Genomic DNA, 20,457 nt, shown 5'->3' with positions numbered 1-20,457 from the left:
GATCGCCGTCCGTTTGGCCCGCCGACTGCCAAGATGCCCGTGCTGCCTTCAGGCCTGCCCTCTTCAGAAACCAAACTTATGACACAGTAGTATTAACAGGCTGCTGAAAAACGTTCTTTCCGGCGCGGCACGATTGTGATTCGCTGCCCTGACGGCGGTCAGGCGGGGGCACGGGGATGCGCGGACGGCAATCGCATCAAGGCTCGATGTTCAGCTACGTGTCGCTGGAGGAGCGGGTTCCGGCCAAGCATCCGTTGCGCGTGTCAAACGACTTCAGGAACTGGACCGGGGACGACACGAGGAACTGGACCCTCGAACGTCATAGCGTGTTCTCGGTGACCGCCGGGGCCGGATTCGTCTTGAGCAGGCCGGCCCGCCGCTTCTCCCGCAGCCGGTAGCTGTCGCCGCGGATGGTGATAACGTGGCTGTGGTGAAGCAGCCGGTCGAGAATGGCGGTGGCCACCACCGGATCGCCGAAGACGCTGCCCCATTCCCCCACGGCGCGGTTGGAGGTCACCAGCATCGCCCCCTTCTCGTAGCGCCGGAGGATCAGGTGGAACAGCAACTGCCCGCCCGCCTGGGCGAATGGCAGATAACCAAGTTCGTCGAGAACGAGGAGGTCGAGGCGCGCCAGGTGGTCGGCGAGCCGGCCTTGCCGTCCGCCGCGGGCTTCGGCTTCGAGCCGGTTCACCAGATCCACCGCCGTGTAGAAGCGGACCCGGGCGCCGCCGCGGGCCTTGGCGTGGGCGACGCAACGGTCGAGCAGCCAAGCATTCATCTCGTCATAGCTCTTGAACCGCAGCCGCGGCGTGAAGAAGCGCTCGCGCACCAGCCCGACCTGGTTCTCCACCTGGCCCTTCTCCCACCCCGCCGCCGGTGTGCAGGCGACGGGCTCGACCAGGTGGTGGGCGCACATCTGAGCGAAGCGCCGGTTGAAGGCGCGCTCCTTGCCGACGAACACCGCATCGACAGCGGTCTTCATGTTGTCGTAGATGCCGCGGGTGCAGGTGCCGCGGAAGAAGGCAAAGGCGCGGTCGTGCGCGTCGAAGACCATCTCCTGGCTCTCGCGCGGGTAGGCCCGGACGCACATCATGCGGCTGTGGCAGAGCCGCAGGTGGGCCACCTTCACCGGCGTCGTCGTGCCGTTCAGCACAACGATCTCGTGGCTCCAGTCGAACTGGTAGGCTTCCCCCGGCGCGAAGGTCAGCGGCACGTGAGCGTTGATCGTCTGCTTGGCCTGCCCGGTGCGCCAGCGTCGGGCATAGCGGCGAACGGCGTCATAGCCGCCCGTGTAACCGCGCTCCCGCAGCGTTTCGAAGATGTGGATCAGGGTCAGCCGCTCGCGCGCCGGCTTGCTGGCATTGCCCGCCAGCATCTCCTCCAACTCGGCCGTCCAGCGCCCGAGCTTGGGCATGGGCTGGACCTCACGCTCATACGTGAAGGTCGTGGCGCCGGAGCGCAACACCTTGCGCACCGTGTTGCGCGAGATCTGCAGGTCGCGGGCGATCTCCTTGATGCCCTTGCCCTTGACGAAGAACTCCCGCCGGATCCGCCCGATCGTTTCCACCGTCAGCATCCCCCGCCCGCCCGTCTCGTCTCCGATCCGGGCAGCCTGATCCACCAAGCAGGCAGGGGGTCAATGTTGCAAACCGATTACCCCGCAGCCGGGGTCAGCCTTGCACGCCGAAACACAGCTTTCGTCGGCTGGCGGCCACCGGCAAAGCCCGGGTGGTGGTGACGACCGCCATCGCCCGGGAGATGGTGGGCTTCCTGTGGGCAATTGCTCGGCAGGTGCAACTGACCCCGGCGGTCTGATCCGGCGCTCGCCGGTCATAGCGGTGCCCACGGCTGGAGGCGGGGCGCGGTGGGGATTCCTCGTCCTCTGTTATGAGCCGACGTTGTCGACGCTCGCCGCTTAGACCGAGGCAGCCCCAGGACGAAACCACGGTCATGCAGTACCCAACCCGCGCATGAGAGCTTGCTCAACCGTCGTCTTTGGCCCCGCCTCCTGCCATAGGCATCCACTGAGCTTCAGCGTCTGGGCGTAACCAGGGACGGCCACGCATACCCAAAAGCCTTGACTGCGAACATGAGAACAGAGGTGTCTACTGAATCGGGGGACAGCCATCCCCATTCACCGCCACCCCATCGGCCACCAGTTGCTCCAGCACGTTTTCCAGTGCGCGTAGGGGGCGGGTGTCCTCGTGGATGCGCCGGCAGCCCTCCCGCACCCGTGCCACCACCGCCCGGTGCCATGCCGTGTCGATGCCGAGGCGGACGGCGAGCGCCACATACTCGTCCAGGTCGGCGGCGATCGTCTCGGTCACGCCGATCTGCCTCAGAATGGCGCTGCTGTGACGGCCGCGCATTAGACGGCCGGGGAGCGTCACCACCGGAAGCCCCTCGGCGACGGCTTCCAGCGTCGTGTTACCCCCCGACCAACCGACGCTGTCCAGATAGACGTCGGCTCGCCGGTTCAAGGCGGCGTATTGGCCCGGCGTCAAATAGGGCAGGATCACGACATGGCGTCCGCTGTCCAGCCTATGCCGGGAAAAGGCAGCCTCCAACCGCCGCCGCAAACGCGCGGCGGCCCCGTCGGCCCGCGGGTTAATGAACAGGAACTGGCTGTCCGGCACCGCGCCGGCAATGCGTGCGAACAGGTCGTCATACTGGGGCAGGTACTTCGACACGTATTGGCAACACAGGTAGACGGTGGCGGACGGACGCACCCCGAAGGCGGCGAAGTCGGTCGCCTCGGCTGTGACCTTCAGCGGTTCGTAGGCAATGCCGAGGCCGGGCAGACGGATCAGCCGCTCGGTGTAATGGGACTCCGCGTCCTCGGGTTCCATCAGGTCGCTGCTGAGGACGCAATCGATGGTCGGCAGGCCCGTCGTGTCGGGATGTCCCCAGGAGACACACTGCACCGGCGCCAACCGCAGCGTCGCCAGCTTGGCGGTCATCGGGTCCATGCCGATCTCCGGATAGATCAGGACATGCAAGTCGTCGGCGCGGATGGCAGTGGCCATCGCCTCGAAGGGGAGCCCCTCGGTAAAGCGGTGGAAGCGGGCGCGAGCGCGGTCCGTGTGCTCGTCCCGAGCCGGCGCGGTGTGATAGCCGTACAACCGGATCCGCGCCGCATCCAACCCGTCCAGCCAGCCCCGGATCATCAGCTTCCAGATGGTGTGCCAACGGAAGAAGCCCGACGCGATGCCGACCCGCAGGGGCTCCCCGGGCGTCACGGGCGGCATGGCCGGGCGCGCCGCCCATTGCGGATGGCGCGCGGCCATCACGCCGGCGACGAAGCGGCCGTACAGCTCCTGAAGGGGACGGTCGCACTGCTCCTGATAGGCGAGGTAGTAGGGCTGGAAACTGCCGACGGCGTCCGCCGCCGCCGCGACCACCGCCGGGTCGTCCAGCCGCACCGACGCGACAAGGGCTTCCAGGTCCACGGCGTAGCGTTGGCGGGCCAGCTCGATGTCCTCGCTTCGATCGTACAAGGTGGGCAGGCGGGCCATGCACAGCCCCAGCCGCGCCACGATGTCGGAGGGGGCAAGCGCCGCCGCGCGGGCGAAGCAGGTGGCGGCGCGCTCCGGATCGTCCTGCCCCTTGGCGAGAAAGCCGAGCATCAGCCAGGCCCGCGCCTCGGCTGGTTGCAGAAGAGCCGCGCGCCGCAAGGGCTCCAGCGCTCCTGTACGGTCACCCAGCGCGATACGCGCGTCGCCCAATGCCGTCTGGCTGCTGGCCAGGGTGGGATCGAGGCGGATGGCGTGGGAGAGGCAAGTGGCCACCTGCGGCGTACGCCCCTGCTTTTTCAGAAGGATGGCGAGGTTGTGATAGACTCGCGCAAATCCCGGATCGACCGCAATGGTGCGCCGGAACTGAATGATGGCCGCGTTTACTTGCCCCCGCGCGAACAGGAAATTGCCGATGGCGAACTGGACATCGGCGTCGTCGGGCGCCCCGGCAAGAGCGGCGCGCAATGCTCGGGCCGCCTCGTCCATCCGGTTCTGCCGCTGAGACAGCGTTGCGCGCCGCAGCAGGGCAGTAGTCGTTCCAGCGGGGGCTTGCGGGTTCATGGATTGCTCCTCCAGGCCTGGACATGCCGGACCAGTGCTTCTTCCAGCCGTGCCGCCACACCGTCCCAGTCACCGGGAGCCGTTTGCCGGAACAGGCGTGCCGTCGGGTACCACGGACTGTCATCGCGGTCGAGCAGCCATCGCCAATCCGCTAGATGCGGCAGCAGAATCCAGGTCGGTCGGCCGAGCGCGCCCGCCAGATGCGCCACCGACGTGTCCACCGTCACCACCAGATCCATCTCCTCAAGGAAGGCGGCGGTGTCGGCCATGTCGCCGATCCGCTCCGACAGATCGGTGATGAAGCCGGTGCAGGGCGTTTCGGCCAGTTGGCCTGCGTGTGGCCCCTTCTGCAGGCTGAAGACCCGCAGATCTGCGATACGGCCCAGGCGCGTCAGCGCCGCGAGCGGGCAGCTTCGCGACGGATCGGTCGGGGAACTGCCCCAGACCAGCCCGACGCGGAAACCACCTTCCGGCAGTTCCGGCCTTCCCTCCGGCACCCGCAGATAGGGCACGGCGTCCGGGATGCTCCCGACCGTGGTGCCGAACAGCCCGGGCAAGCTCATCAACGACGACTGCACATCAAAAGGCGGCAGCGGGTCCTGGGTCGCCACGATGCGGTCGATGCCGGGATGGCCCTCCAGCAACCGCATCAGTTCGGCTTGGCAGCGCAGGATCACCGGCCCGCCCGGTTCCTTTGGGAACGGCACATAGCGCAGGAACTGCAGCGTATCGCCCAGCCCTTGCTCACACACCAGCAGCAGCGTCCGGCCGTGCAGAGGGCCACCGTCCCAGAGCGGCGCTCCGCGGTGCTCCACTGGGGTTCCTGGCCGTCGCCACCGCCATTCGTACTCCGCCCAAGCCTCATCGAAGCGGCCGGCGCGTAGCAGGTTCAGGGCAAGGTTCCAGTGCGCTTCCACGCAATCCGGGTCGATCGCCACGGCCCGTCGGTAGCCGTCGATGGCTTGGCCGAAGTGCTGCAAGCGCTGGAGCAGGTTGGCGTAGTTGTAGTAGCCGGCCAGCAAGCCGGGAGCCTCGGCCAACAGCGTGCGGAAATGCTCTTCGGCAGCCTCCAGGCGCCCCCAATCCTTCAGTGCCGTGGCAAGATTGTTGCGGATCCCGGCGTCGTGGGGCATGGCGGCCAGGGCATGGCGAAAGAAATCCACGGCCAACCCGAACCGTTCCTTGCGGTGGGCCAGCGTTCCCAGAAGTTGCAGGCTCCGCCCGTGGCGGGGATGACGCTCGACGATGGCGTGGCAGATCCGGGCCGCTTCCCCCGGATTCCCGGCATCGAAATGGCGCCGCGCCAGGGCATAGGCATCGTCCGGGTGGGTGATGTTGTCAGAAGACAAGGTGGCTCTGTCTCTTTTCCAGAACGGAAGTAAAGAAAGTCGAAGCCCTCACCGTCCTTGCCCAACAGTCCGGTCGAATTGTTGCCATCCAGGATGAGAAAGGGTGATATACGCCCACGCGCGTAGGCATATCAACCGGATTTTACCCGGTGTTCTCCCGGCTTCCTTTGCCCGTTCGAATTTCGCATGATGCACACCAACGACACCGGCCTCGCAGGGATCCTTGACAGCATCCGGCGAGATATCCAGGGCCATCTGCGGAACCTCCGGCTGGCTGAGGCCGGGCGGTCCTGCGCCATTCTGACGGTCCTGGCGCCCGCAACGGCGGACGGCGCGATGATGCAGGCGCTCGTCCATCAGTTGGGTGGTGATTGGGAGCGGGCGGAGCGACGGTTCGTCCGGGCGCTGGTGCTCCGGCCCGACTATGCGGAAGCCAGGGCCAACCGAGCCGCCCTGTGGCTTCTGTGCGGGCAGCCCGGCCAAGCCCTGTCGGACGGCGCGGTGGCACTCGCCCTCGCTCCGGCTCTGCCCGGCGCCCACACCCTGCGCGCGCGGCTGCTCTACCAGCAGGGTTCGCATGAGGCCGCGGCCACGGCGGCCCGGCGCGCCCTCGCCCTCGGGCAGGACCGGCCGGAATTGCCCGTCATCCTGGCGGACTCCCTCCGGCGGCAGGGTCGCCTCGACGACGCAGAGGCGGCTTGCCGCGGGTTTGTGGAACGAATTCCGGAACGGGCAGATCTGTGGACCTTGCTTGGCCTGATCCTCTCGGACGGGGGTGCGGCAAAGGCGGCGGATGCAGCAACGGCGAGCGGCCGGGCCATCCTCCTCGATCCGGGACAGACGGCGGCGCTGGTCAACCGGGGCAACGCCCTGCTGCGGCTGAACATGCCGGACGGCGCGCGGCAGGCCTTCCGCGCCGCCCTGACCGTCGATCCCGGCCTGCCGGAAGCGGCTCTCGGGCTGGGGACCGCCTTGCTCGACCTTGGTCAATGGCGCGCGGTACCGGCGGTGCTGGACGTGATCCGCCGCCCGTCCAATGCAGTGAACCCGGCCCATCTTTGGCGCCGCGTCGGCGATGCCGCTCGGGCGGCGGGCGATTGGCCCACGGCCCTGCGCGCGCTCCACCAAGCGGTATGGCTTCAGCCGGACGACGCCGGCCACCGCGGGCAGCTCGCCTTCGCGGCGGTGGCGGTGGGGCGGCACAGCCGGGGCGAGGCGCTGTTCCACACCGCCTTGGCCTTGGCCCCCGCCGACCCCGGCCTGCTCACCAACAACGCCATCGCTCTGGTGGATGAGGGGCGGGTCTATGCGGCGGTCCCCTGGCTACGCCGTGCTCTCACCGTCAATCCGGCTTCCTACAAGGCGCACAGCAGCCTGCTGTTCGCCCGTCAGTATCAGTCCGGGGTGCCTCCGGCGGTGCGGCGTGCCGAACACCGCCTCTGGCACGACCGGCACGCGGCGGCCCTGGCGCCGGCAGCCCCGGTTTTCCCGAACGCCTCCGATCCCGAGCGCCCCCTGCGGGTCGGCATCGTGTCGGCCGATCTGAAGCGGCATCCGGTGGGATATTTCCTGGCGCCCTTCCTCGCGGCCCACGACCGTGAGCGGATGACCGTGACCTGTTACGCCAACCAACCGGAAGATCGCTCGGCCGCCGATCCCATGACCCGGGAGCTGATGCGCCATGCCGCCGGATGGCGCTGGGTGGATGCCCTTGCGGACGAGGCGATGGCGGCCCTGATCCGCGCCGACGCTATCGACATCCTGATTGATCTGTCCGGGCATACGGCCGATCATCGTCTGCCCGTCTTCGCCCGCCGCCCGGCGCCGGTTCAAGTGACGTGGCTGGGCTATCCGCACACCACCGGAATGGCGGCCATGGACGCCATCATCGGCGGCGGGCTGGAAATCCCGGAGACGGCGGCGGATTGGTTTGAGGAAAGGCTGCTGGCGCTGCCGCACGGCCGCTTTTGCTACCGACCGCCGGACGAGGCGCCGCCCGTGAAGCCGCCGCCTTCGCTTCAGGCCGGAGGGCGCGTAACCTTCGGCTCCTTCAACACGTTGGCCAAGCTGTCGCCGGAGACGGTGGCGCTGTGGGCGCGGGTGCTGGCGGCGGTTCCCGGGTCCCGGTTGATCCTGAAGGCGCGCCCCTTGGGCGATCTCCTGGTGCGAGACCGTGTCCGGGACCGCTTCGCTTCGGCCGGTACCGATCCCGCTAGGCTCGACCTGCGCGGATGGTCGTCCCACGCGGCCATGCTGGCGGAATATGCCGACATTGACGTCGCCCTCGATCCGCGCCCGTTCTCCGGCGGCCTGACGAGTTGCGAAGCGCTGTGGATGGGGGTGCCGATGGTCGCTTGGCCGAACGACCTGCCCGCCGGTCGGCAAAGCGCCCACTTCCTCGACCTGCTCGGTTTGCCGGAGTTGATCGTCGACAACGCCGATGCCTATGTGGACACCATCGCCCAGTTGAGCCGTGATCCGGTCCGGCTCGAAACGCTGCGTGCCGGCATGCGGGAACGGATGCGGCGCTCTCCCCTGCTCGATGGCCTAAGGTTTGCGCGCGCTCTGGAGAAGGCGTTGAGAGAGCAATGGCGACGGTGGTGCCGACAGGCGCCGGGGATTTGCGTGGACGATGCCATGGCCGGCCGGTAAAAGCAGGGCCGTTGCGCCGATATTTCGCGGCTTGGCCGTTCACCACCGAGAGCAAGACGACGATGGATGCTGATCGCATCAAAGCACTTCAGACGGCTTTCGGGCTTAGCTATCACGTTCCCTATGCGTTGAGCGCGGAGGCGCTCGTCGGGTTGAAGGACAAGGACGTGCTGGAGGTGGGCGGGAGCTTGCCGGCGCGTTTCGTGCTGGAGGAACTGGGCGCCCGGCGCTGGGTATCGATCGAGGAGATGGATTACTGGCGGGAGTCCACAGCGACCGGACACCAGCAAGGCACGCCACCCGGCATGGCGCCGACCGCCCCAGTGGCCGAGGTCAAGACCATCGATTCCCTCGGCCCCCATGCTGTGCTGCATGGCCGCATCGAGAATCTGCCGTCCAGTTTGCATGGCCAGTTCGACGTGATCTTCTCCATCGCGGCCTTCGAGCATATCGACCGCATGCCTCGGGCGCTGGAGACCATGTTTCAGGCTCTACGACCAGGCGGCGCGGTCTTCACCATGTATTCGCCGGTTTGGTCGGCCCATGACGGCCACCATCTGCCGAAGATCGCCGACAGCCGCGGCAACCTGTTCGACTTCAGCAACTCGCCGATCCCGCGCTGGGGCCATCTGACCATGCGACCGCCGGAGTTGTTCCGCTATCTTCTCGACCACACCGATGCGGTGGCGGCCGGCGAAATCGTATATTACGTCTACCATTCACCTCATATCAACCGGCTGTTCACCGAAGATTATATTGCGTTCTTCCAGCAAAGCTCATTTTCCATGGAGAAATTACAACTCACCTTTCCCTTCCAGGGGCCGGAAAAGCTTATCCAGAATGCTCAAAACACATTGGAGCGCCTGCATCCCGGTCGGAGACACTTCATGAATAATGGGATTCTTGCTGTTTTGAGGAAATGTATTTGAGTTCAAACTGGATAGTTGTTTTGCAGCAGCGTCCAAGAATCAAAATTTCTTGAGAACCATTCTGAAAGAGGCACGGATTGCTTCTGCGTTATGCGCCCGTAACGTTATCAAAAACCATGAGGAAGCCCGATGTCGGAACCAAGCCTGATCGAGCAGTTGGCTAATATCGGTATTGTCGTTCGCGGTCTGCATTTTGGTGATCGGCTTGTTTTTGAACGGCCTGCTCAGTCATTTGGGTTTTTATCGGGCAATAACTGTATCGGGGCTTTTTCTATAGTCAATGATCGCTGCATATTGAACACGGTTGAGATTGGGAGGTACTGCAATCTGGCGATGAATTGCGTCCTTGGCATTGCCGACCATCCTGTGGATTGGTTTAGTTCACATGGATTTGTCTATGGAGGACATGATTTTAGGCCGTTCCTGCGATATCCAGAGTGGACAAGTCTGGTCAGCGATGTTCGTGTTTTTCATGGCCGTGAGGAAGGGCACGGCGCAGGGCCGGTGCGTCTGGGCAACGATGTGTGGCTTGGGCAGAACGTAATCGTGCGGGCCGGTGTCACAATCGGCGACGGCGCTATCATCGGAGCCGGGTCAGTAGTGACGAAGGACGTTGCCCCTTATATGGTAATGGGCGGCGTGCCAGCCCGCCCGATTCGGCAGCGGTTTGCCACAGCGATTGTCGAGCGCTTCATGGCGTTGCGCTGGTGGACGCTGGACCTGTCTGCTCTTCGGAACCAGGTGGATTACGCCAATGTTCCGGCAGTGCTTGACCGGCTTGAAGCAATGGTCGCCGACGGGACGGTGCAGCCTCTACGACCGAAAACCTATTCCCTGGATCAGACCCCCGACGGACGGTATAAGCTTTCCACGCTTGCCGGCTGAACGGCTTTTCGCCGTCCTGCGCGTTCACAACGGACATGCCACCCATGAGCCCACGCATCGTCGCTACGATCGAAGCCAGGATGACGTCGACCCGGCTGCCCGGGAAAGTACTCCGTCCGGCCGTCGGCAAACCCTATCTAGAGCTGATGGTCGAACGGCTGAAGCGGGTTCCCTCGCTGGACGGGATCGTCATTGCGACGACGACAAACGCCACCGACGATCCGGTCGTAGAACTCGCTGAGCGGTTGGGAGTGGGCTGGTACCGGGGCAGTGAGGAGGATGTGCTAACCCGTGTTCTGGAGGCGGCGAAAGCCCACGCTGTCGACGTGATTGTAGAGACTACGGGCGATTGCCCGGTGATCGATCCGGATATCGTGGAACAGTGCATCGCCAGCTACCGCGCAGGCGGGGCCGACTACGTTTCCAACTTCCTGGTCCGGGACTATCCTATCGGTATGGAGACCCAGGTCTTCGCCACCGACGTCCTCGCCGACGTGGCGCGTCGTACCGATGATCCCAGCGACCATGAGCATGTCAGCTTGTTCATCTATCGCCATCCGGAACTGTACCGGCTGCGCGATGTCGTGGCACCGCCCGAGCTGACCGATCCGGATCTGCGGCTCACGCTCGATACCCCGGAGGACGACCGGCTCCTCTCCCTTTTGTTCGAGCGGCTTTACCCGCGCCATCCGGCTTTTACCCTGGCCGACATCCTGGGCCTGATCCGTGACGAGCCGGCCTTGCGCGCCATCAATGGCCATGTCCAGCGCAAGCCTTTGTAAGCCCGTCTCCACCGTTCCGCTGTCGGTCCTGATCATCGGGTGCGGTGCAATCGCCGGGGGATACGATTCCGATCGTCCGGTGGATGAGGCAAACGACGGCCTGATCTTGAGCCATGCCAAGGCGTACCTTCACCATGGCGGTTTCCGGTTGGCCGGCTGTGTCGAGCCGGATCCAGTGCGGCGGGCAACTTTCATGGAACGCTGGGGAGTCGCGGAAGGCTTCGCCGATCTCGACGCGTGCCAGGACCGCTCCTTTGATGTTGCCAGCGTCTGCGTTCCAACCAACGCCCATGCGGCGGTCCTGACCGCCTTGCTGACAATGCCGGTTCGCGCGGTGTTCTGCGAAAAGCCTCTGACCGCCGACTTGGACAGCGGACGCCGTCTTGCCGCTGCCTACGCCGCTGCCGGCCGGCCGCTGATGGTCAATCACCCGCGTCGCTGGGACCCGGAAATGGCCGTTCTGCGGCAGGAAATCGCAGATGGTGCATGGGGCACTCTGCAGGCAGCAACGGCCTTCTACGGGAAGGGCATCCTGAATAACGGGAGCCATATCATCGACCTCCTCCAGTTCCTGTTGGGGTCGCTGACGCCGCGCGCGGCATCCCGTCCGATCATCGACCGGGATACCGCCGATCCCACCCTGGACGGCCTCTTGGAAAACGCTGACGGCGCTCCGGTGCGGCTGGTCGGCACGGATTGTCGAAAATACAGCTTGCTGGAGTTGGATCTGGTTTTCGAGAAAGGCCGCGTCCAAATCGAGGATGGCGGGTTCCGAGTGCGCCGCCGCCGCGTCCGCTCCGATCCCCGCTTCGCCGGCTACCGCACGCTGGACGACGGTGAGATCCGGCACACCGGCTATGGGCACGCTTTGGCCCATGCCATTGCTGGAGTGGAGAGCGTCCTGCGCGAAGGCGCGCCTCAGCTCAGCACTGCGGATACTGCGCTGTCGGCTCAAGAGACTGCAACCGAACTGATCCGCCTGTCCTGTTTAGCCCCCAAGATCGAGATCGAACCGTGAGCACTCTCGCATTGCTGGGCGGCACGCCCGTTCGCACCCACCCCTTTCCCGCTTATCGCGTGATAGGCGCCTCCGAGATCGAAGCCGTGACCAAGGTGTTGGAAAGCGGCATCCTGTCCCGTTTCCTGGGTACCTGGCACGAGGATTTCTTTGGCGGTCCTCAGGTGCAGGCCTTTGAATCCGAATGGGCGGCCTGTTTCCAGGCCCACCATGCGGTCACGGTGAACTCCAATACGAGCGGTCTCTATTGCGCGATCGGTGCGGCTGGCGTCGGCCCAGGGGACGAGGTCATTGTTTCGCCCTACACCATGTCGGCCTCCGCCATCGCGCCGGTGGTGTTCAACGCCGTTCCCGTGTTCGCCGACATCGATCCGGTCGGCTATGGACTAGACATTGCGAGCATCCGCGCTCGGATCACCCCGCGGACCAAGGCGATCCTGGCCGTTCACATCTTCGGGCAGGCCGCCGACATGGACCCGATTATGGAACTCGCGGCCGAGCATGGATTGACCGTAATCGAGGATTGCGCCCAAGCTCCCTTCGCCACCTACAAGGGGCGGCCGGTGGGCACCATCGGGCATATGGGTGTGTTTAGCCTTAACTACCACAAGCACATCCATACCGGCGAAGGTGGAGTGGTTGTGACCAACGATGAGCGCTTCGCCGAACGGGTGCAGCTTATCCGCAACCATGCGGAAGCGGTGGTCGAGCGCAAAGGCGTTCAAGACATCGTGAACATGATCGGCTTCAATTTTCGCCTGGGCGAGATGGAGGCTGCCATCGGCCGCCATCAACTTGCCAAAGGGCCAGAGCTGATTGCGGCGCGGCAGGCCAACGTCCAGGCGCTTGAAGCCCAGCTCGCCGGGGTGCCAGGGCTTTCCATGCCGACGGTGCTACCCGGCAACACGCACGTGTACTACCTGCACACTCTCCGCTACGACGCCGCCGCCACCGGCGTGTCCCGCGCGACTTTCGTGAAGGCATTGAAGGCGGAACTTCCCCACTCCGAACTGCGGGACGCTGAGGGCCCGTTGATCGGCGAAGGCTATGTCCGACCGCTCTACCTGCAACCGATCTATCAGCGCAAGATCGCCTATGGCACACGCGGCTGTCCCTTCACCTGCGGCCATCACGGCGGCACCGTCGACTACAGTCCCGGCATTTGCCCCAACGCCGAGGAAGCACACGCCACCGTCATCACCCACGAACTGATGCGGCCGCCGATGACCGCCGAGGACATCGCCGACGTGGCCCGTGCGTTCCACAAGGTGGCCGAGAACCTAGAAGCACTGCGCGACCTGGACGCCAAGGCTTCGGCGTGATGACGGCAGACCCACCGGCTCGCCTGCTGTTCGCGGCGCACGACGCCGCGGAGGCCCGCGTCCTTGATCCTGCGGTCCGGCGTGCTCGTGAGCGGGGGTATGAGGTTACCCTGTGTGCGGGGGGGCCTTCAGCGCAGTGGTGGTGCGCCGCTGGTGCCGCGGTGGAGATCATCGACGCTGACGACGGCGGTGGGGTGGAGGCCTGGATTGCCCGGCTCCGGCACTTGGCGCCGGACTTGGTCGTCACCGGCACGAGCTATCACGCGGATTTCAGCCGCTGCCTGTGGCTGGCGGCTCGGACCGTGGCGGTCCGGACCGTGGCGGTCCTAGACGCCTGGATCAACCTGGGGGAACGCTGGCGCTTCGCCGATGGCCGGACCAGTCAGCCGGACGCGCTGTGCGTGATCGACGAGACCATCCGCCAAGAGGCTCGGGAGGTCCACGGCTTCTCCGGAACCGTTCATGTGGTAGGCCAGCCGCATCTGGAGGCCGTCGTCGCTCGGGTGGCGGTACGCCGGGCTGGCCGGACGCCGTCCTCGAGACCTCTGCTGATTTTCTTTTCCGAACCCACCGCCGAATTCCACACCGGTCCCGAATATCCTGGTTACGACCAGTTCACCAGCCTTGATGCTTTTTTCGCGGCCCTCCCGCCGGGCGTCGGGATGGAACTGCTCGTGCGGCCGCATCCCAAGGAAGGGCCGGAAGTGACGGAGCGCTACCGCAAGCGCCTCGGCGCGTGGATCGAGGGACGCCTGACCAACGAGGATCCGGAAGCCCTACTAGCGATGGCCGACGGGGTGATCGGCATGACCACGATGGTGTTGATCGAAGCCGCGCTTTTGGGGATTCCGGCCCTATCCCTTCAACTTGACCGAACCCGCATCGTCAATCCGGCGGTAGACCGGCTTCCCGGGATAGCCACCGTGACGGAAGCCACCCGGTTGCCGGAATGCTTGAGAAGCTTTTTGGCACGCGTGACCTCATCCGCTCCGGCAGGGGAGCCGATCCCGGCCGGTGGGCTTGCTATGCCGGGGAACGCAGGCGACCGGCTGATGCGGGCCCTTAAGGAGGAGATGGCCGGAGTCTCAAGGGGACCCCAGTGTCGTCCTGTCATGCTTGTTGCGCCTCCGGGTGCATGCTAATACTCGGCGTCTTTTGGCGCAGCGGCGACCGTCTTCCGTAAAGCTTGGATTTCAAATGGTTTCCACAGCCATGCGCACTGTTCTTGACGGCCAACACAATGCATTCGGCGCAGAATCGCTCGTCAGCCATGCAAGCTTTCGAACGGCACGGGAAATGTCGGTTCCTGGCGCGGAGGCCATGTGATGGGGCGCGAGCGCCCCGTCGCCGTACTCGGGCTCGGCTCGATCGGACTTCGCCATGCCCGCAACCTGCTCGGCCTGGGACAATCGGTGGTTGGGTTCGACCCTGATCCGGAGAGGCGTGGCGCTCTGCAGGCGCTGGGTGGGCGCGCGATGGATGATCGCACGGCCGTGCTGGACGAGGCGCGGGCCGTCGTTGTCGCCAGCCCAAACGCGTTTCACTTGGCTGACCTTGCCGATGCGGTGGCGCGACGGCTGCCGGTGCTGGTCGAAAAGCCCCTAGCGCACAATGCGGACGCCTGCGCGCGGCTTCTGAAGGACGCTGATGCCCAAGGGGTCATCGTCGCCGCCGCCCTGAATCTTCGTTTCCATCCCGCGGTTCGCGCCGCACGGGCTTGCCTTTTGGAAGGAAAGCTCGGCCACCCGCTATGGGCGCGACTGATCTGCGCCTCCTATCTTCCGGCTTGGCGACCGCACCAGGACTATCGTGCAGGCTACACTGCGGCGGCCGAAACTGGCGGGGTGCTGTTCGACATCATCCACGAGTTTGATTTGGCAATCCATCTTCTGGGTCCGGGGCGCACCCTTGCCGCTGCGGCGCGACGGTCGGGTTTGCTCGAAATCGCTTCGGAAGACTGCGCTGACGTCATTCTGGCGCACGACAGCGGTGTCCGCTCGGCGCTGCATCTCGATTACGTGACGCGCCCCCGCCGCCGCGTCACCGAGATTGCCGGGACGGAAGGCCTGCTGGAAATCAATCTGAACACCCGCCAGTTCCGCCGGTGGAACATTGCCGGCGATTTGGTGGACGACATTGGTTTTCCCGGCATCCCGGATGAAGACTACATCTCCGAGATGACGGAATTCCTGGACTGCGTCGCAGGCAGAGCATATCCGACCTGCGAAGGCCTTGAAGCCCTGATGGTCCTGAAACAAGTGATCGCCGCCCGTGCCCTGGCCGCGTTACCCAGCACCTCCCCGCCCCCCTCACCTGAGATCTAAACTCGCTGGATCGGCAACCCGATGAAAACTGTCGCCATCATTCAGGCCCGAGTCGGTTCTACGCGCCTGCCCAACAAGATTTTTGCCGACCTTGCCGGCCTTCCGGCGCTCGGCTGGGTGGTCCGGGCCGCCGCCGCGATCCCCGGAGTGGACACTGTCGCAGTTGCCACATCGACGGCTCCCGGCGATGACGCCGTGGCTGAATGGTGCGCGTCCCAAGGGGTTTCCTGCCATCGCGGCCCCGAACAGGATGTTCTGGCTCGCTATGCCTTGGCGATCGAGGCGGAGAGGGCCGATGTGGTCTTGCGCCTGACTGGCGATTGCCCCTTCCTCGATCCGGTGGTTTGCGGTCAGGTCTTGGCCCTGCTGACGCGAACCGGGGCGGACTACGCCACCAACCAGGATCCGGCGAGCTGGCCCGACGGGCTGGATTGTGAGGTCGCGACTGCCGCCGCTCTGCTAACGGCCTCCCACGAAGCCGTTCGCCCGTCGGAGCGTGAACACGTCACGCCGTTCCTGCGCAACAACCGCCACCGGTTCCGGGTTCGCAACTTGACCTGCCCGCTGCCTGGCCTAACCGGCCATCGCTGGACACTCGACGACGCGCGTGACTTGGCCTTCCTGCGCGCGGTCGCTGAACGGCTGCCAGCCGGGCGGCCACCGTCGCATCTGGACGTTCTCGCGGTCCTGGACCGGGAGCCGGAACTGGCACAGATTAATGCCGGCACTCAACGCGACGAGGGATTTGCGAAATCCTTGGCGGACGAGATCGCCGCGGGCGTCTCTCCGGTCCGCTCCAACGGCTATGTCGCGTCCCAGACGCTGGTTGTGCGGGCCGAGCGGACCATTCCGCTAGCCTCTCAAACTTTCAGCAAAAGCCGGATCCAGTATCCGGAGGGAGCGTCGCCCCTCTTCCTCACCCATGGCCAAGGCGGCCGCGTCTGGGACGTGGATGGCAACGAGTACGTTGATCTGGTGTGCGGGTTGCTGCCGGTGGTGCTTGGCTACCGCGATGCCGATGTCGACCGGGCAATCCGCGAACAACTGGACGACGGCATCAGCTTCAGCCTCGCCACTACGCTCGAGGCTGAACTCGCCGAACGGCTGGTCGACGTCATTCCCTGTGCCGAAATGGTTCGTTTCGGCAAGAACGGCACCGATGCGACCTCGGCCGCGGTGCGGCTGTCCCGTGCCTTTACTGGGCGGGATCGCATCCTGGTGTGTGGCTATCACGGCTGGCAGGATTGGTACATCGGAACGACGGTCCGCCACAAAGGTGTGCCGAAAGCCGTGCGTGAGCTGTCGTCGGCCGTTCCGTACAATGACCTCGACGCCGTGCGGCGGGCCTTCCAGGAGCATCCGGGTGAAATCGCCGCGCTGGTCTTGGAGCCGATGAACGCAGTCGAGCCGTTTCCAGGCTACCTCGCCGAACTGAAGGCCCTGGTGAACGCTAACGGGGCACTGCTGGTATTCGACGAGGTTATCACCGGTTTCCGTTATCATCTCGGTGGAGCGCAGGCGCTTTTCGGCGTGACGCCAGACGTTGCTAGCTTCGGCAAGGCCTTGGGCAACGGTATGCCCATTTCCGCTGTAGTCGGCCGTGCCGACGTAATGCGGGAAATGGAGGAGGTGTTCTTCTCCGGGACCTTCGGTGGCGAAACGCTGTCGCTCGCCGCTGGCATTGCCGTGGTCGATAAGATGCGCCGAGAACCGGTGATCGACACTCTGTGGCGCACTGGGGCGGCCCTGGCGGACGGTGTGCGCGAGCGCATCAAGGCCCGAGCGCTCGATGGCGTCTTCAGCTTGGTCGGGAAGGCGCCCTGGATGATCCTGGCGGTTCAGGACCAGCCGACGGCGCGCAAGGAGGCGATCAAGACACTGCTGGTGACCGAACTCCTGGCCCATGGGGTCTTGCTCCTCGGCAGCCACAACGTCTGCTATGCCCACGATGCGGTGGACACTGCCCGGGTCTTCGCTGCTTACGACGCGGCGCTCGACCGAGTGGCTGAGGAGTTGGAGACCTGTGCTTTGGAGGAGCGGCTTGGCCGACCCGCCATTGAGTCGGTGTTCCGGGTCCGCTAAGACGCAACATGTCGGAGAATGCTGGAACGAGCATGAGCGCCCGCCGAATTCTTATCCATTGTCCAGAGGCGCTGCTTACGCCGCACATGGCGGCGATGGCCTTCGCCGGCCGAACGCTTGCTAACGCCGGCCACAGTGTGATGCTCAGCCTCTGCGCCGGGGCGGAGGAGCGGTGTGTTATCAAGGACAGCCACGGTGTTCCGGCCGGCCAAGCGCTTCATCCCAAGGCGTGCTTCGATTGCACGACCAATCTGATGAAGGCCGGCCTTGGCTATCGCCTACCAATGGTCGATCTGCGGCTGCACGCGTCCCACTCGATGCGCGAGGAGATCAAACAGCTGGTCGATGCCGTTCCCGAGCAGGAGCTGCGTGACTTCGCTGACGAAGGGGTCCGGTTCGGCTATCACTGCTATCAGGATCTCATTCTGCTGAAGAAGCTGATGTGGGATGAGCCGCTGGATGCGGATGGCGCCGGGATCCTGCGGGAGCAGATCCGCACCGCCATGCTGCTTTACCGCTTAATGAAGGATCTGTTGCGCACCCATAGGGTCACCGACCTTCTGGTGTTCGAGCAGTACAGCCAGAATACTACGGTCGTCGAGGCGGCGAAGGCGCTCGGGCTGTCTTGGCGGATCCTGACTCAAAGCTCGCACCTCAATCTCGACCGCCGACGGATCGAAGTGCGCCGCAACTCCGCTAGCCGGGAATTCTACGGGGTGATTGACGCTTGGCCTCAGTGGAGAGACCGACCGCTCAGTGCGCAGGAGATCGAAGGAATTGGCGACGACATCCTGTACCGAATGCGGGGAATAGGCTCTCATGTGTATTCCCCCGGCAAGTCCGATGCCGGGAACATCCGGCAAATCCTGGGGCTTGCGCCTGATCGCAAGCTGATCGTGGCCTACACAAGCTCGTTCGATGAGATCCTGTCGCAAAAATCCTTGGACATTGCGTTCGGGAACCCAGCACGCCCGTCTGTGCAGCGCCCGTTCGAAACCCAGCATGACTGGCTGCGGGCCCTGGTCGATTGGGTGGCCGGTCAGGACGACCTCCAACTGGTGATCCGGATCCATCCGCGCGAAGACAAGAACAAGCGCGATGGCGTGACCTCCACCAATTACCACCGTCTTAAAGCGCAGTTGGCGCAGACTCCTGCCAATGTCACCGTGGTGTGGCCAGCCGATCCGGTCTCCAGTTATGACCTCGCCGAAGCGGCGGACCAAGTGCAGACCAGCTGGAGCACGCTGGGATTGGAATGCGCGCGTATGGGTATTCCAACCCTTGCCTCCGAAACCGACAATATGACTTACCCGGTTGGCGACTTCATTGGGTCCGGTGACACGGTCGAGGCCTTTTTCCAGTCGGTGCGCGCCGCGCTTGACCGTCCGCCTTCCTTCGAAGCGGTCGTCCGGGCATTCCGTTTCTACGCTCTATCACGCTTCCGGACCTCTTTCGACTTCAGCGAAGTCGTGCCGGGGTCGGACTTTATGGGCTTCTATCCCTTCAAGCCGGCACAGGCCGGGCCGGAGCTGGTCGAGGCGGTGCTGCAGGACACCACATGCATCGCGGTGAACGACCGGCTTTACGTCGCCCGGAACACCGAGCCGGTCGCCAAAGCGCAGGCCATGGAGGCGGCGGGAATCCGGCGGCAGCTTGCGCGGCTGCTCCGATACCTCATGACGGGCGAGGACTGCGGGCGGGAAGTCAGGCCGCTTCGCCTGCGGGCCGTCTCATCCGCCGTTTCGCCTGAGGCTTTGGAGTCGGAGGGCTGGAATGCCGCCACCGACCGGAGCATGGAGACCTTTCTGCATGCCGGCGCGCTTTGCGCGTGGGCCGGCCCCGATCCCGACGGCAAGGCGTTCCTGCGCCTGCGTCATTCACCTCTGGCCGCCCGGCTGACGACACTTCTGGTCGGTTCGGGAGATCGGCTGTGATCCTCCGGGCGCCGCTCGTCTCACCCCGCCTCGTCCTTCGTGCACTGACGGACAATGACGTTGGGCCGGCTTATTTGGGGTGGCTGACGGATCCCGACGTAGTCCGGCATCTGGAGGTCCGCTTTTCCGACTGCAGCGGGGAGGCCGTCCGCCGCTTCATCGCGTCAACCAACGCCTCGAACGATTCGCTGCTGTGCGGTATCACCTTGCGTAACGACGGCAAACACATCGGCAACATCAAACTCGGTCCGGTCAATCCGTGGCACCGGCGGGCCGAGTTGGGCCTTGTGATCGGTGACCGGACAGAATGGGGAAAGGGCTACGCCACGGAGGCGATCGCTCTTATAACCGAGCATGCTTTTACTGTTCTGGGCCTGGAGAAGGTGACCGCCGGCTGCTACAGCGGAAACGAAGGTTCCCGTCGCGCCTTCGTGACGGCTGGCTATTCCGAGGTTGGGCGCATCCCCCGCCATTGGCTGTGCGACGGGCAGTGGCAGGACAACGTGATCCTGCAAAAGCTGTTGCCCGCTGCAGTTCCGTGAAGCGCTATTGCTAAGGGGCGGACGCCAAGATATCGCACCGCTCGGCGGACGCGCTGCGGATGCCGCTGCTTAATGAAACATTTCAACTGCCGATCCCCGGAGGGCACGCAGGAATCCTTGCCAAGCCTCTTTTGCTGCGATTATTAGCCTTGCATCGCAGCCCTCCGTAGCTAGAGCCCTTTCAGGGGTTACCGATTCAGGAGGAATTTACGGCGGCTGGGCTGCGTGATTCACCGTCCTCGACGGATGGAGGAGCTGCATGGCCCGAGCCTACAGCGTAAGCATCCGCTGAGTGCCGCGGTCAGGCAGCTTTCGTCTGCTCGCGGATTGCCTTCCATTCCCAGGGCAGGAGTTCGCGCAGGCGGGTCTGGGGGATGTCGTTGATGCGCGCCAGAACGTCGGCGAGCCACGCCTGGGGATCGACATCGTTCAGCTTGGCCGTGGTGATCAGGCCATAGAGAACCGCTGCCCTCTGGCCGCCGCGATCGGAACCGCAGAACAGCCAAGCCTTCCGGCCCAAAGCGATCCCGCGCAGGCCACGCTCGGCGGCGTTGTTCGTGAG

14 protein-coding genes and 1 pseudogene are annotated in these 20,457 nt (G+C 64.8%); 11 read left to right on the top strand and 4 right to left on the bottom strand.

Going from position 1 to position 20,457, the window contains the following annotated elements:
- Positions 1-370: 370 nt before the first annotated feature.
- From istA to J2852_RS30620, 3 genes and pseudogenes are all read right to left on the bottom strand, one after another.
- Positions 371-1,576: pseudogene (gene istA, locus J2852_RS30630) on the bottom strand (IS21 family transposase); the annotation flags it as partial.
- 529 nt (positions 1,577-2,105) lie between these two features.
- A complete protein-coding gene (locus tag J2852_RS30625; protein ID WP_209882974.1) occupies positions 2,106-4,076 on the bottom strand; it encodes an O-linked N-acetylglucosamine transferase, SPINDLY family protein in 1,971 nt (656 codons plus the stop codon).
- Positions 4,073-5,425: a tetratricopeptide repeat protein gene (locus J2852_RS30620; RefSeq protein WP_209882972.1), complete on the bottom strand. Its 1,353-nt coding sequence runs from the start codon at positions 5,423-5,425 to the stop codon at positions 4,073-4,075. The genes J2852_RS30625 and J2852_RS30620 overlap by 4 nt, the downstream gene beginning before the upstream one ends.
- A gap of 186 nt (positions 5,426-5,611) precedes the next feature.
- On the opposite strand from J2852_RS30620, the gene J2852_RS30615 reads away from it, so the two are divergent.
- The 11 genes from J2852_RS30615 to J2852_RS30565 all read left to right on the top strand — a co-directional run bounded on the left by J2852_RS30615 (position 5,612) and on the right by J2852_RS30565 (position 19,895).
- On the top strand, positions 5,612-8,077 hold the full coding sequence (locus tag J2852_RS30615) for a tetratricopeptide repeat protein (RefSeq protein ID WP_209882970.1): 2,466 nt from the start codon (positions 5,612-5,614) through the stop codon (positions 8,075-8,077).
- Positions 8,014-9,006: a class I SAM-dependent methyltransferase gene (locus J2852_RS30610; protein ID WP_209882968.1), complete on the top strand. Its 993-nt coding sequence runs from the start codon at positions 8,014-8,016 to the stop codon at positions 9,004-9,006. Before J2852_RS30615 ends, J2852_RS30610 begins: the two co-directional genes overlap by 64 nt.
- 129 nt (positions 9,007-9,135) lie before the next feature.
- Positions 9,136-9,891, top strand: coding sequence for a CatB-related O-acetyltransferase (locus J2852_RS30605; RefSeq protein WP_209882967.1), 756 nt, complete (start codon positions 9,136-9,138; stop codon positions 9,889-9,891).
- Positions 9,892-9,935: 44 nt separating this feature from the next.
- The gene (locus J2852_RS30600) at positions 9,936-10,673 is read left to right on the top strand and encodes a cytidylyltransferase domain-containing protein (RefSeq protein ID WP_209882965.1); all 738 of its coding nucleotides are present in this window, start codon (positions 9,936-9,938) and stop codon (positions 10,671-10,673) included.
- A complete protein-coding gene (locus tag J2852_RS30595; protein WP_246500113.1) occupies positions 10,645-11,691 on the top strand; it encodes a Gfo/Idh/MocA family protein in 1,047 nt (348 codons plus the stop codon). The genes J2852_RS30600 and J2852_RS30595 overlap by 29 nt, the downstream gene beginning before the upstream one ends.
- On the top strand, positions 11,688-13,013 hold the full coding sequence (locus tag J2852_RS30590) for a DegT/DnrJ/EryC1/StrS family aminotransferase (protein ID WP_209882964.1): 1,326 nt from the start codon (positions 11,688-11,690) through the stop codon (positions 13,011-13,013). The genes J2852_RS30595 and J2852_RS30590 overlap by 4 nt, the downstream gene beginning before the upstream one ends.
- Before the next feature lie 161 nt (positions 13,014-13,174).
- Entirely contained in the window at positions 13,175-14,155 is a 981-nt protein-coding gene (locus J2852_RS30585) for a glycosyltransferase family protein (protein ID WP_209882962.1), read from the top strand.
- 183 nt (positions 14,156-14,338) lie between these two features.
- Positions 14,339-15,337, top strand: a complete 999-nt coding sequence (locus J2852_RS30580) for a Gfo/Idh/MocA family protein (RefSeq protein WP_209882960.1) — start codon at positions 14,339-14,341, stop codon at positions 15,335-15,337.
- 21 nt (positions 15,338-15,358) lie between these two features.
- Complete coding sequence (locus J2852_RS30575; protein ID WP_209882958.1) at positions 15,359-17,419, top strand: aminotransferase class III-fold pyridoxal phosphate-dependent enzyme; 2,061 nt, start codon at positions 15,359-15,361, stop codon at positions 17,417-17,419.
- A 32-nt stretch (positions 17,420-17,451) separates the two neighbouring features.
- Positions 17,452-19,353, top strand: coding sequence for a hypothetical protein (locus tag J2852_RS30570; RefSeq protein ID WP_209882957.1), 1,902 nt, complete (start codon positions 17,452-17,454; stop codon positions 19,351-19,353).
- Positions 19,350-19,895 (top strand): GNAT family N-acetyltransferase, encoded by a 546-nt coding sequence (locus J2852_RS30565; protein ID WP_209882955.1) that lies wholly within the window; start codon positions 19,350-19,352, stop codon positions 19,893-19,895. The genes J2852_RS30570 and J2852_RS30565 overlap by 4 nt, the downstream gene beginning before the upstream one ends.
- Positions 19,896-20,196: 301 nt before the next feature.
- Here the strand turns inward: J2852_RS30565 and J2852_RS30560 are convergent.
- A partial coding sequence (locus tag J2852_RS30560; protein ID WP_209882953.1) for a transposase domain-containing protein occupies positions 20,197-20,457 on the bottom strand: 261 nt, incomplete at its 5' end.

The sequence above is a fragment of the Azospirillum soli genome, from assembly GCF_017876165.1.
GTDB classification, from domain to species: Bacteria; Pseudomonadota; Alphaproteobacteria; order Azospirillales; family Azospirillaceae; genus Azospirillum; species Azospirillum soli.
Note: the sequence above shows the minus strand (reverse complement) of the source record. Positions and strands in the feature narration are given on the sequence as shown.